The following is a 13,460-nucleotide window of genomic DNA, read 5'->3' as shown; positions in this document are numbered from 1 at the left end:
ACCCTCATTTCTTCTCCGCCCGGTTGGGGCGTTTATTCTTCCTCCGCCAGCCGGGCCCGAAGGCCGGAGTAGCGGCGGGTTTGGCGGTTGTTGGCCACCATGGAGGCCACCGTCTGGTCGTCCCCCACGATGATAAAGAGCTCCCGGGCCCGGGTGATGGCGGTGTAGAGCACCCCCCGGCTCATGAGCATGGGGCCGCCGTCCAGAGCGGCCAGAATGACCGCCCGGTACTCGCTGCCCTGGGCCTTATGTACCGTGACGGCAAAGGCGGGCTCCAGCTCTCCCAGCATGTCGGGAGAGTACTCCACAATCTTCCCGTCAAAGTCCACGGTGATGACCTCGCCGTCGATGGAGCGGATGTCCCCGATGTCCCCGTTGAACATCCCCATGCCGGATCGGGTGCCCCCCTCCTCCCGCCAGAGGATGTCGTAGTTGTTCTTGACCTGCATTACCCGGTCACCCGCCCGGAAGACCCAGTCGCCAAAGCGCCGCTCCCCCTTCCCCTCCAGGGGCGGGTTGAGGGCCTGCTGAAGGGCCTGGTTCAGGGCGCGGGTGCCCGTCCCCCGCCGCCGGGTGGGGGACAGCACCTGGATCTGGTCGGCGGGAATGCCCAGCCGCTCGGGGAGCCGACGGCGGCACAGGTCCACGATGGTGTCCACCACGCCTTTGCCCTCCCGCCGGGCCAGGAAGAAGAAGTCCCCAGTGTTCTGGCGCAGGTTGGGAAGCTCCCCGTGGTTTACCATGTGGGCGTTGCGCACAATAGCACTCTGGGCGGCCTGGCGGAAGATCTCTGTCAGGCGGACGGTAGGCACCACCTTGCTCCGGATGAGGTCAGCAAAGAGGTTGCCCGGCCCCACCGAGGGCAGCTGGTCCGGGTCACCCACCAGCACCAGCCGGCAGTCCCCCCGCAGGGCGGTAAGCAGAGCGGCCATGAGGGGCACGTCCACCATGGAGGTCTCGTCCACAATCACTGCGTCCGCCGGCAGGGGATCGTAGGCGTCGTGGGTAAAGACCAGCCGGCCGGTGTGGGGATCAAAGCCGGTCTCCAGCAAGCGATGGATGGTGGAGGCCTCGGTAGAGCACAGCTCCCCCAGCCGCTTGGCGGCCCGTCCGGTGGGGGCGGCCAGGGCAGTCTCCAGCCCCATCTCGTCAAAGAGGGCCAGCACTCCCCGCAGGCAGGTAGTTTTACCGGTACCCGGTCCGCCGGTGAGTAGCATCACCTGGCACTGGGCGGCCAGCTCCACCGCCTGGCGCTGCTGGGGAGCGTAGGTGATGTGCTGCCGGCGCTGGATTTGGTCTATCAGCTTGTCCAGCCCCTGAGGAGGCGTCAACTCGCTCTGACACATCTCCCGCATGCGCTGGGCGATAAAGGTCTCCGCTTCGAACAGAGCGGGGAGGTAAACTGCCTCCTGGCCGGCCACCGTCTGGCACTCCACCTCGCCCCGGCGCTCCAGGGCCTCCAGGCTCTCCTCCAGCAGCTCTCCGGAGACCTCCAACAGCACCCCGGTGGCCTCCACCAGCTTACGCCGGGGCAGGAAGGTGTGGCCGTTATTTAGGTTGTGGGCCAGTTCAAAGAGGAGCCCCGCCTCCAGCCGCTGGGGGTCTTCCGCCCCCACCCCCTGGTCCAGGGCCAGGGCATCCGCCTGGGAGAATTCCACTCCAAACTCCTCCCCCACCAGCAGGTAGGGGTTGGCCTTCAGCACCTCCAGGGCCACGTCCCCGTAGGCTCTCCGCAGGGGGACGGCCAGTTCCAGGGGCAGCTGGTGGGCGGTGAGAAACTCCATCAGAAGCCGCATGCCCATCTGCTGGCGGAAGGTGTCCCCAATCTGCCGGGCCCGCTTGGGGGAGATGCCCCGGATGCGGGTGAGCTGCTCCGGGTGCTCCTCCAGCACGGTGAGAGTGTCCTCCCCGAACTCCTCAATGAGCAGCCGGGCGGTGGCCTTGCCCACCCCCTTCACCGCCCCGGAAGCCAGGTAGTGGTAGATCTCCTTCAGCCCCTGGGGCAGGCGGCGCTCCACCGTCTCCGCCCGCAGCTGCACCCCGTAGGTGGCGTGGCGCACCCAGCGGCCCTTCACCGCCAGGTACTCTCCCGGGGAGACCCCGGGCATGGGGCCCACCACCGTCATCTCCTCCCCCTTCACGTCCAGGCGGAGGATGGTGTAGCCATTCTCCTCGTTCTGATAAATAATGGAGGAGACGGTCCCCTCCACCTGGTTGTCCTTCTGGTATTCCTCCAAGGGGTCCGCCTCCTCTCTTATGTACTAAGCTTCTTCCCGGCCCACCCGCTCCGCCAGGTGGTCCGCCGGCCACAAAATCACATCGGGCCACCGGGCCGCCAGATGCAGAGCCACGTCCCAGCCCCGGGCCGTGAGATCCACATCCGCAATGAGGATGGGACAGTGCAATAGCCCCAGGCTCCGCAGCCAGATAAATGCCCGCACCGACTGCTCCAAATCTGTTCCGTCCCCTCGTCCGGAGATCAGGGCATACACCCGCTGCTCCGGAATGGGGCGCAGCAGGCGGCCAAACAGCCACCAGGCCAAAAAGGCCAGCCCCACCACGCACACCGCCGTCACCAGGATTTCCCCTGCCAGATTCACAGAGCAACACCTCCGGGTCATCCTATGTGCGCCGCGGCCCGGAGGTGTGGGATTATACGGTTCCGGAGAACAAATTGATGCCCACGTGGGTCAGGGTCAGCATAATGCACCCAGCGGTGAGCACGCCCAGAATGACGGCAGGCAGGGCCTTCTTCAGCCGCATGTCCAGAAATGCCGCCGCCAGGGAGCCCGTCCAGGCCCCGGTGCCCGGCAGGGGGATGGCCACAAAGAGCCACAGGCCCAGATACTGGTACTTCTGCACCTTCTGGCCCTTCAGGTGGGCCTTTTTCTCCATCTTGTCCACCAGGCCATTGAGCCGGGGCATATACTTGCGCATCAGCATAAAAATCCGGCGGATATAGACGATGATGAAGGGGGCGGGGATGATGTTCCCCAGCACCGCGAAGGGGAAGGCCAGATGGTAGGGCAGGCCCAGGGCCACCCCGAAGGGCAGTCCGCCCCGCAGCTCAATGATGGGAATCATGGACACCAGCATGGTAAAGATGCACTTGCCCACCTCGGTGTCGGTCAGCCACTGAAAAATATCCATGAAAAACCTCTTATCTCTCTCATTTACTATGCCCAACGGGGATACCGTTTCGGAGTTCCGTATTACCGATTCTCCGGATTCAGCATCCGCTTGAGGTATTGTCCCGTATAGCTCGCCGGGCAGGCGGCTACCTCCTCAGGGGTTCCGGTACACACAATGGTGCCGCCGCCGTCGCCCCCCTCGGGGCCCAGGTCAATGAGGTGGTCGGCGGTCTTGATGACGTCCAGGTTGTGCTCGATGACCAGCACGGTGTTGCCACCATCCACCAGCTTCTGCAGGACCTCGATGAGCTTGTGCACGTCGGCGCTGTGGAGGCCGGTGGTGGGCTCGTCCAGAATATAGATGGTTTTGCCCGTGGAGCGCTTACTGAGCTCGGTGGCCAGCTTCACCCGCTGGGCCTCGCCGCCGGACAGCTCCGTGGAGGGCTGGCCCAGCTTCACATAGCCCAGGCCCACCTCCTCCAGGGTTTTCAGGCGGTTGTAGATCCGGGGCAGGTTTTCGAAGAAGGGCAGGGCCTCGTCCACCGTCATCTCCAGCACTTCATAGATGTTCTTGCCCTTGTAGCGCACCTCCAGGGTCTCCCGGTTGTAGCGCCGGCCCTTACACACCTCGCAGGGGACGTAGATGTCGGGCAGGAAGTGCATCTCGATCTTGATAAGGCCGTCGCCGGTACAGGCCTCGCACCGGCCGCCCCGGGTGTTGAAGGAGAACCGGCCCGGGCCGTAGCCCCGGCTCTTGGCGTCGGGGGTGGAGGCGAACAGGTCCCGGATGTCGTTGAAGAGCCCCGTATAGGTGGCGGGGTTACTCCGGGGCGTGCGGCCGATGGGGGACTGGTCGATGTTGATGACCTTGTCCAGGAACTCCTCCCCCTCGATACGGTCGTGCTTGCCCGCCCGGACCTTCACCCGGTTCAGGTCGGCTCCCAGCTTTTTATAGAGGATTTCGTTGACCAGGGAGGACTTGCCGCTGCCGGACACACCGGTGACGCAGGTGAAGGTGCCCAGAGGGATGGCTACATCCACGCCACGCAGGTTGTTCTCCGAGGCGCCGAACACCTTCAGGTAGTTCCCGTTTCCTCTGCGGCGGTGCTCCGGGACGGGGATTTTCTTCCGCCCGGCCAGGTAGTCGCCGGTGATGGACCCGGGGGTGTTCATGACCTCCTCCGGGGTGCCGGCAGCCACAATCCGTCCGCCGTTGACCCCCGCACCGGGGCCCACGTCGATGATATAGTCGGCCTCCCGCATGGTGTCCTCGTCATGCTCCACCACCAGCAGGGTGTTGCCCAGGTCCCGCAGCTCTTTCAGGGTGGCCAGCAGCTTGTCATTGTCCCGCTGGTGCAGGCCGATGGAGGGCTCGTCCAGAATATACAGTACCCCCATAAGGGAGGAGCCAATCTGGGTGGCCAGGCGGATGCGCTGGCTCTCGCCGCCGGAGAGGGTACCCGCCTCCCGGGAGAGGGTGAGGTACTGAAGGCCTACCGACTGGAGGAAGCCCAGACGGGACTTGATCTCCTTCAGAATCTGGGCGGCAATCATGGTCTGAGTCTCGTTGAGCTGGAGGTTTTCCATGAACTCCAGCGCCTCAGTGACGCTCTTATGACAGTAAGTGTCGATGTCCAGTCCGCCCACGGTGACCGCCAGGGACTCTTTCTTTAGTCTCCGGCCGTGGCAGGTGGGGCAGGGGCACTGGCTCATGCACTCCTCCAGCTCCCGCTTCACCCCGTCCGACTGGGTCTCCCGGTAGCGCCGCTCCAGATTGTTGACGATGCCCTCGAAGGGCTGGTACAGGGTACCCTGGCCCCGGGGCTGGTCGTAGTGGAGGGTGAGTTTCTCCCCATTGGTGCCGTAGAGGATGACGTCCATGACCTCCTTGGGCAGGTCCTTTACCGGGGTATTCAGCTTGAACTTATACTTCTTGGCCAGCGCCTCGAAGTACATCCGGGCGATGCCGTCGGAGTTGATGTTGCCCCAGCCCGAGGCGGTGATGGCCCCCTCGATGATGGACAGGTTCTTGTTGGGGATGATGAGGTCCGGGTCAATCTTCATCTGGGAGCCCAGGCCCATACAGGTGGGACAGGCGCCAAAGGGGTTGTTGAAGGAGAACATACGGGGGGTGAGCTCCTCAATGGAGATGCCGCAGTCCTCACAGGCGTAGTTCTGGGAGAAGAGGATGTCCCGGTCCTCCCCCACGATGTTGATGACCACCAGTCCTCCCGCCAGGTTGGAGGCGATCTCCACGCTGTCGGTGAGCCGGCGGGCGATCTCCTCCCGGATGACCAGGCGGTCCACCACAATCTCAATGTTGTGCTTCTTGTTCTTGTCCAGCTTGATCTCCTCGGTGAGCTCGTACATGGAGCCGTCCGCCCGACAGCGGACATAGCCGGATTTCCGGGCGTCCTCAAAGATCTTGACGTGCTCGCCCTTCTTTCCCCGGATGACCGGAGCCATCACCTGGATGCGGGTGGCCTCGGGCAGGGCCATCACCTGGTCGATGATCTGGTCGATGGTCTGCTGCTTGATCTCCTTGCCGCAGATGGGGCAGTGGGGGGTGCCCACCCGGGCCCACAGCAGACGGAGGTAGTCGTAGATCTCGGTGACGGTGCCCACGGTGGACCGGGGGTTTTTGCTGGTGGTCTTCTGGTCGATGGAGATAGCGGGGCTCAAGCCGTCAATGTAGTCCACGTCGGGCTTCTCCATCTGGCCCAGGAACATGCGGGCGTAGGAGCTGAGGGACTCCACATACCGGCGCTGCCCCTCGGCGTAAATGGTGTCAAAGGCCAGGGATGACTTGCCCGAGCCGGACAGGCCGGTGAGCACCACCAGCTTGTCCCGGGGAATGGACACGTCTACATTTTTCAGGTTGTTCACACGGGCGCCTTTGACGGTAATATGCGTGTGCATGGATGCGTTCTCCTTCTCAAACAGTCAAATCGGCAGTGGTGGCCCCTACCAGCGCGATGAGATCGGCAGGGGCAAGCTGCACCTGATAGCCAATTTTCCCGGCAGAGACCATGATGGTGTCCACAATCTCCGCCGTCTCATGGAAAACAGTGGGGTACTGCTTTTTCATACCAATGGGCGAGCAGCCCCCGTGGACGTAGCCTGTAAGGGGGAGCAGTTCCTTTTGGTGAATCATAGCGATGGACTTCTCCCCCACGGCCTTGGCCGCCTTTTTCAGGTCCAGGCTGTCCGCCACCGGAATGTCAAAGACGTAGAGACCGCCGGAGGCCCCCCGGGCCACCAGGGTCTTGAATACGCACTCCGGATCCTGGCCCAGGGATTTGGCCACCGTCACCCCGTCCACCGCGCCGTTTTCGTGGTCGTAGGTGTGGGGGGTGTAGTGGATGCCCTTCTGGTCCAGGACGCGCATGACGTTGGTCTTTTCTTCCTTCTGCTTTGCCATATTAGGGTTCCTCAGTTTCTGTAAAATAGCAATCCTCCCGTTCGTTAGCGGAGTTGGTATGAATACAGCTTAAAATGCTGATTACTTGCCTCTCAATTCAATGATCTGGTCTCTTAATGCCGCGGCCAGCTCGAACTCCAGCATCTTGGCAGCCTCTTTCATTTCCTTCTCCAGCTTGGCGATGCGCTCGGCCTTCTGCTGCTTGGTGAGGCTCTTCACCTCGCCCTTCCGCTCGGCCTCGCTGCTCTCGGACACGCCGATTTCCAGCAGGTCCCGCACCGACTTGATGACAGTCTTGGGCACGATGCCGTGGGCCTTGTTGAAGGCGTCCTGCTTCTGACGGCGGCGCTCGGTCTCCTCAATGGCCCGGCGCATGGAGGGTGTGATGGTGTCGGCGTACATGACCACCATGCCGTCGGCATTTCGGGCGGCACGGCCGATGGTCTGGATGAGGGAGGTCTCGGACCGGAGGAATCCCTCCTTGTCCGCGTCCAGGATGGCCACCAGGGAGACCTCCGGCAGGTCCAGACCCTCCCGCAGCAGGTTGATGCCCACCAGCACGTCGAAGGTGCCCAGGCGAAGGTCCCGGATGATCTCCATACGCTCCATGGTGTCGATGTCGTGGTGCATATAGCGCACCTTGATGCCCGCCCCCTGGAGGTAGGCGGTGAGGTCCTCGGCCATTTTCTTGGTGAGGGTGGTGACCAGCACCCGCTCGGAGCGGGCGGTGCGGTCGTTGATCTCCCCGATGAGGTCGTCGATCTGACCCTCCACCGGCCGGACCTCGATTTTGGGGTCCAGCAGACCGGTGGGCCGGATGACCTGCTCCACAATCTGGCCCGACCGGGTACGCTCGTACTCGCCCGGGGTGGCGGAGACGTAGACCACCTGGTTTACTCTCCGTTCAAACTCATCAAATTTCAGCGGCCGGTTGTCAAAGGCACAGGGCAGACGGAAGCCATAGTCCACCAGGGAGGTCTTTCTCGCCCGGTCGCCGTTATACATGGCCCGCACCTGGGGCAGGGTGACGTGGCTCTCGTCGATGAACAGGACGAAGTCCTTGGGGAAGTAGTCCAGCAGGGTGTGGGGGGGCGAGCCCACCGGCCGCCCCTCGATGACCCGGGAGTAGTTTTCAATGCCGGAGCAGTAGCCCAGCTCCTGCATCATCTCAATGTCGTACATGGTGCGCTGCTTGATCCGCTGAGCCTCAATGAGCTTGTTTTCCCCCTCAAAGAAGGCCACCCGCTCCTCCAGCTCCTTGTAGATCTCCTGGATGGCGACGTCCATCTTCTCCTTGGGGGTGACATAGTGGGTGGCGGGCCAGATGGGAATGTTGGTCAGGCGGCGGATGGGGGTGCCGGTGACCACGTTGATCTCACTGATGCGGTCGATCTCATCCCCGAAGAACTCCACCCGGATGGCCGTATCCTTCCAGTAGGCGGGCCACACCTCCACCGTGTCCCCCCGGACCCGGAACATGTTGCGCTCAAAGGCGATGTCGTTGCGCTCGTAGCGGATGTCCACCAGCTTTTTCAGCAGATCGTCCCGCTCCAGCTGGGCGCCCACCCGGAGGGAGACCATCATTTTCTCAAAGTCCTCCGGCTCGCCCAGACCGTAGATACAGGACACGGAGGAGACCACAATCACGTCCCGCCGCTCCAGCAGGGAGGCGGTGGCGGAGAGACGCAGGCGGTCAATCTCCTCGTTGATGGCCGAGTCCTTTTCGATAAAGGTATCCGTGTGGGGGATATAGGCCTCGGGCTGGTAGTAGTCGTAGTAGGAGACAAAGTACTCCACCGCGTTGTTGGGGAAAAATTCCTTAAACTCGGCGCACAGCTGGGCGGCCAGAGTCTTGTTGTGGGCCAGCACCAGGGTGGGACGCTGGACCTGCTCAATGATCTTGGCCATGGTGAAGGTCTTGCCCGAGCCGGTGACGCCCAGCAGGGTCTGCTCGTCCAGCCCCATCTCAATACCTTTGGACAGGGCCTCAATGGCCTCCGGCTGATCGCCGGCAGGCTTATAGTCCGATACCACTTCAAATTTCGGCACAGGCACACCTCCTTATCTCATACAGCCGTACACTGTTCCCCAGTGTAGCAGAACAAACGTTCCGATTCAAGAGAAAATCCTACAATTTAACACCATCAAAACGTCCCGCCCATCAGCTGATACACCGGACGGCGGCCGTTTCGCTCCGACTGATTCAGGGACACCGCGTCTCCGTCCACAAACACCAGGTGGTCGATGAGATTGAGCCCCACCGGTCCCAGAGCCGCCCGGATGGTGTCCGTGGCCTGCCAATCCTCTGCCGAGGGGAAGGCCAGGTTGCTGATGTGGTTGTGGGCCAGATAAATGGCCGCCGCCCGCAGGCCCATGGCCTCCTCCACGATGCGGCGGATGTTGATATCTGAGGCGTAAATGCTGCCCTCGGACACCTTTCGGACACCCAGGGCCTTGCACTTACTGTCCAGACCAAGGATGTACACCATCTCCTGCCGGGCCCCGAAGAAATAGGGTTCCAGCAAGGCGGCGGCCTCCCTAGGCGTCTGCACCAGCTCGCCCAGGTCGCTGCGCTGCTCCCGGTACCGGATGCCCACGGCGGTAATAAGCCGGAGCAGGAGAGCGGCGTGCTCTCCTACTCCCTTCACCTTCTTCAGCTCATCCTCCGAGGCATCCAGCACTCCCGCCAGGGAGCCGAAGCGGTCAATGAGGTCGTGAGCCAGGCCGTTCACGTCTCCCTGAGGGATGGCATAGAACAGCAGCAGCTCCAGTACCCGGTGGTCCGGCCAACCCTCCAGCCCCCGGGCGCGGAACTCGTCCTTGACCCGTTTTCGATGCCCGGTATGAATGGACATGGACCACCTCTCCTCTCTGCGTTCATCGGTTCGGCGCCCGCTTACGCGGGCGCCATGTTTCTCCGTTCAGGCTTTGGCGCCGTACTCGGCCAGATAGGCCTCCATCTTGGCCTTCATGTCGTCATCAATGTAGACCTTGCCGTCCACGGGATTGTTGTGGAGGAAGGAGATGACCTCCCGCACGGTGACGATGGGGTAGACGGCAATGCCGTAGTCCTCCCGCAGCTCGTCCAGGGTGGAGCACTCCCGGGTGCCCCGCTCCATGCGGTCCACAGAGACAATGAGGGCCTTCATATTTACCTTGGCCACGTGCTTGAAGAGCTCGATGGTCTCCCGCACGGCGGTACCGGCAGTGACCACGTCCTCCACGATGACCACATCGTCCCCGTCCTGGGGCTTGTAGCCCACCATAGAGCCGCCCTCGCCGTGATCCTTAGCCTCCTTGCGGTTGAAGCAGTAGGGCAGGTCCCGGTCATAGGTACGGTACAGGGAGGCGGCGGCGGACACGGCCAGGGGGATGCCCTTGTAGGCCGGGCCGAAGAGGCAGGTCACGCCATCGGGCAGATGCTCCTGGATGCAGGCAGCGTAGTAGTCGCCCAGCTTGGCGGCCTGGGCACCGGTCTTGTAGTTGCCCGTATTCACAAAGTAGGGCGTCTTGCGGCCCGACTTGGTCACGAAATCTCCGAAGGTCAGCACGCCGGAGCGCACCATAAAGGTAATAAATTCCTCTTTATAAGTCATGTTATGAAACCCCTTTTCTCCAGTTTGTCCGGCAAAATCCGGAAATCGTATTATTATATCATTTTTTCCCCTTTCACACAAGAAATCCCCCTTATATTTTCCTGAAATTCCTCCGCTGGTCCCGCTCTTTACGACAAACGGAAAAATTGCTATAATAATGTCGATTACACATTGATTTCTCCAGGAGGTGAGCCTGTGTCCCTCTCTCAGCGATGGTCTGCCCTCTACCAGTGGGTCTACCGTCAGATGCACCGCATTCCTGCTCTTCCTAGGAACCTTCTGGTCACCGCCCTGTTTCTCTGCGCGGCCTATCTGACCAGCAGCATTCTCATCGGCCACACCGGCGGCGAGAACAACTCCGCCCTGGTCTTTGTGCTGGCGGTGGTGCTCATTTCCCTGTTGACCACCGGCTATTTTTATGGAATTCTGGCCTCCATCGTGGGTGCGTTCTGCACCAACTTCTTTTTTATGTTCCCCTATGCCGCTTTCTCCCTCAGCCACACCGGTTATCCTTTGGCCATGCTGTCCATGGTGGCCATCTCCTGCGTGGTGTGTGCTCTCACCTCCCGGGTGAAGCTTCAGGCCGCCGAGGCGGTGCGCCGGGAGAAAAAGGCCAAGGCCCTCTACGAGCAGAATGAGCGGCTCAACCAGGAAAAAACCGCCATCCAGCTCCAGTCCGCCCGGGAGACCATCCGAAGCAACATTCTCCGGGCGGTGTCCCACGACCTGCGCACCCCCCTGACCTCCATCTCCGGCGCCGCATCCGTTCTGCTGTCCAGCGGCGAAATTTCCGAAAAGAACACCGCCATGCTTCAGGACATCAAGGAGGATGCGGACTCCCTCATCGTCATGGTGGAAAATCTGCTCTCCATTACCCGGATTCGGGACGGCACCATGCCCCTGAAAAAGCGGGAGGAAATGCTGGAGGAGGTGGCTGGCGACGCCGTGCTCACCACCCGCCGTCGCTTCCCTGACAGCAAGGTGGAACTGGACCTGTCGGAAGACATCCTCTACCTGTCCATGGAGCCCATGCTCATCAAGCAGGTCATAGTCAACTTGCTGGAAAACGCCATACGCCATTCCGGCGACCGGGAGCACATCACTCTCCACCTCTTCCGCCAGGACAACTGGGCGGTGGTGGAGGTCCGGGACCGGGGCAAGGGGCTCTCCCCGGAGATCTGTCAGGCCGTCCAGTCCGGTCGCCCCCTCTCCCGGGACCTGTCCGGGGATTCCACCCGGGGCATGGGCATCGGCCTTTCCGTATGCCAAAGCATTATCAAGGCCCACGACGGCTTCTTTGCCGCGGGCAACAGTCCGGAGGGAGGAGCGGTGTTCCGCTTCGGCCTCCCCATGGAGGATTTTCCAAATGAGTGAAAAACGCACCATTCTTGTCATTGAAGACGAGCACGCCATCAGCAACTTCATCTGCCGGGCCCTGAGCGCCAGCGACTACAAGCCCCTGGCCGCCGCCAGCGGAAAGGAGGGGCTGTCCCTGTTCTTCTCCCACGGCCCGGATCTGGTGCTGCTGGACCTGGGGCTGCCTGACATGGATGGGCTGGAGGTACTCTCCCAGCTGCGGGGGCTGCCCCGTGAGGTCCCGGTGATCATCATCTCCGCCCGGGACCGGGAGTCGGAAAAGGTGAAGGCCCTGGACATGGGGGCGGACGACTATGTGGTCAAGCCCTTCGGCGTGTCCGAGCTGCTGGCCCGCATCCGCACCACCCTGCGCCGGGCCGACCGGATGAAGATCAACGAGGGCATCCAGCGGGACGTATACCAGGTAAAGGACCTCACCGTGGACATCGCCAAGCACCAGGTGCTCCAGGGCGGCGAGGAGATTCACTTCACTCAGAATGAGTTCAAAATTCTGGAGCTTCTGGCCATCCACGCGGGCAAGGTGCTCACCTACGACTTCATTCTGGAGCACGTCTGGGGTCCCTACGGCGGCAGCAGCAACCAGATCCTTCGGGTAAACATGGCAAACATCCGCCGCAAGCTGAAGGAAAATCCCTCCGCACCCAAGTACATCTACACCGAGCTGGGCATTGGCTACCGCATGCTGGAGGACTGATCGGTCTCTATGACAAAGCAAGCGCCCTGGGGGAGAAGGTTTCTCCCCCAGGGCGCTTTTTTATACCCATTCGCAGATTCGGCGCCGCTTTCCGTCAGCCGGCGTTCTCCTCCGGCAGGCGGTACTCTTCCAGGGCCTGAGCCACCGAGGTCAGCTCCGTCACCTGGTCCACCCCCGCACCGCAGAAGAAGAGGCCGTTTTCCACGTCTCCCTCCACCGCATGGATCAGCGCCTGGGTGATGCAGTAGGGCGTGGTGGCCGGATCACAGGTCTTGATACAGCCCGCGCACCACTGGTGGGGAATCTTCTCCCCCGCCTCCAGCCGCCGGATCAGCGGCGTCTCCACCGCCCGCCCCGGCATACCCACAGGGCTGTGGATGATGCGCACATCCTCGCCCTTCGCCTTCAAAATCACGTCCTTGAAGGCCTGGGAGGCGTCACATTCCAAGGTGGCAATGAGCCGGGTGGCAATCTGCACACCGGCAGCCCCCATGGCCCGGAACCGGACCAGATCGGCTCCCCGCAGTCCGCCCCCGGCCACAAACACCGGGATAGCCCGGCCATACTTCTTCCCATAGGGCTTCAGCTCCTCCAGCACCTGGGGCAGAATTTTCTCCAGAGGCTGAACGGTCCCGCTCTGGAGGTCCTCCTCCTTAAAGCCCAGATGCCCTCCGGCTCCGCTGCCCTCAATGACCACAAAGTCGGGGGTCATCCCGTATTTTTTGTCCCAAGTCTTTAAAATCAGCCGGGCAGCCCGTCCGCTGGAGACAATGGGGGCCAGGGCAATTTTCGCCCCCGCCGTCAGGGCGGGCAGCTCCAAGGGCAGGCCCGCGCCGGAAATGATGGCGTCCGCTCCCGCCTCCACTGCCGCCTTGGCCAGGGAGGCATACTGGCGCATGGCCACCATCAGATTGACGGCCACCATACCCATCCCGTGGGAAATCTCCTTGGCCCGGGCAATCTCCCGCTTCAGCGCCCGGAGGTTGGCGCTCTGGGGATCCCGCTGGAAGTCCGCCTCCCGGTAGCCGGGATGGGCCGCGCTGATGCAGCCCATGCCGCCGCATGCCGCCACAGCGCCGGCCAGACCGCTCAGGGATACGCCCACACCCATTCCGCCCTGAATCACGGGGAGCTTCAGACGTCGTCCCGCAAGTTCAATCATTCCATTCACTCTCCTCATTTTCACAGTACCAAAATATAATTTTCAGCACCGGGTTCCATCATATCACAAAACAGATTCT

At 62.1% G+C, this 13,460-nt stretch carries 11 protein-coding genes; 2 read left to right on the top strand and 9 right to left on the bottom strand.

The window, feature by feature from the left end; translation table 11 throughout:
• Window positions 1-32 precede the first annotated feature (32 nt).
• The 8 genes from DWX58_RS00130 to pyrE form a co-directional block, all read right to left on the bottom strand.
• Entirely contained in the window at window positions 33-2,237 is a 2,205-nt protein-coding gene (locus tag DWX58_RS00130; protein WP_118640685.1) for an ATP-dependent RecD-like DNA helicase, read from the bottom strand.
• A 24-nt stretch (window positions 2,238-2,261) separates the two neighbouring features.
• A complete protein-coding gene (locus tag DWX58_RS00125; RefSeq protein ID WP_118640683.1) occupies window positions 2,262-2,600 on the bottom strand; it encodes a hypothetical protein in 339 nt (112 codons plus the stop codon).
• 52 nt (window positions 2,601-2,652) lie between these two features.
• Window positions 2,653-3,150: a small multi-drug export protein gene (locus tag DWX58_RS00120; protein WP_118640681.1), complete on the bottom strand. Its 498-nt coding sequence runs from the start codon at window positions 3,148-3,150 to the stop codon at window positions 2,653-2,655.
• A gap of 62 nt (window positions 3,151-3,212) precedes the next feature.
• A complete protein-coding gene (gene uvrA / locus DWX58_RS00115) occupies window positions 3,213-6,050 on the bottom strand; it encodes an excinuclease ABC subunit UvrA (RefSeq protein ID WP_118640679.1) in 2,838 nt (945 codons plus the stop codon).
• 16 nt (window positions 6,051-6,066) lie between these two features.
• Entirely contained in the window at window positions 6,067-6,552 is a 486-nt protein-coding gene (ybaK, locus tag DWX58_RS00110; RefSeq protein WP_118640678.1) for a Cys-tRNA(Pro) deacylase, read from the bottom strand.
• An 81-nt stretch (window positions 6,553-6,633) separates the two neighbouring features.
• Window positions 6,634-8,601, bottom strand: a complete 1,968-nt coding sequence (gene uvrB / locus DWX58_RS00105; protein WP_118640676.1) for an excinuclease ABC subunit UvrB — start codon at window positions 8,599-8,601, stop codon at window positions 6,634-6,636.
• A 95-nt stretch (window positions 8,602-8,696) separates the two neighbouring features.
• Window positions 8,697-9,407, bottom strand: a complete 711-nt coding sequence (locus DWX58_RS00100; RefSeq protein ID WP_118640674.1) for a JAB domain-containing protein — start codon at window positions 9,405-9,407, stop codon at window positions 8,697-8,699.
• A gap of 66 nt (window positions 9,408-9,473) precedes the next feature.
• Window positions 9,474-10,148, bottom strand: a complete 675-nt coding sequence (pyrE, locus tag DWX58_RS00095; RefSeq protein WP_118640672.1) for an orotate phosphoribosyltransferase — start codon at window positions 10,146-10,148, stop codon at window positions 9,474-9,476.
• A gap of 195 nt (window positions 10,149-10,343) precedes the next feature.
• Between pyrE and DWX58_RS00090 the strand changes: the two genes are divergently transcribed.
• On the top strand, window positions 10,344-11,522 hold the full coding sequence (locus DWX58_RS00090) for a DUF4118 domain-containing protein (protein WP_118640670.1): 1,179 nt from the start codon (window positions 10,344-10,346) through the stop codon (window positions 11,520-11,522).
• Complete coding sequence (locus DWX58_RS00085; protein ID WP_118640668.1) at window positions 11,515-12,219, top strand: response regulator transcription factor; 705 nt, start codon at window positions 11,515-11,517, stop codon at window positions 12,217-12,219. The genes DWX58_RS00090 and DWX58_RS00085 overlap by 8 nt, the downstream gene beginning before the upstream one ends.
• A 94-nt stretch (window positions 12,220-12,313) precedes the next feature.
• Here the strand turns inward: DWX58_RS00085 and DWX58_RS00080 are convergent, their stop codons facing one another.
• Window positions 12,314-13,381: a nitronate monooxygenase family protein gene (locus tag DWX58_RS00080; protein ID WP_118640666.1), complete on the bottom strand. Its 1,068-nt coding sequence runs from the start codon at window positions 13,379-13,381 to the stop codon at window positions 12,314-12,316.
• Window positions 13,382-13,460 lie beyond the last annotated feature (79 nt).

The sequence above is a fragment of the Pseudoflavonifractor sp. AF19-9AC genome, assembly GCF_003478995.1.
In the GTDB taxonomy this organism is placed as follows: Bacteria; Bacillota; Clostridia; order Oscillospirales; family Oscillospiraceae; genus Lawsonibacter.
This window is presented reverse-complemented; position numbering and strand designations above follow the sequence as displayed.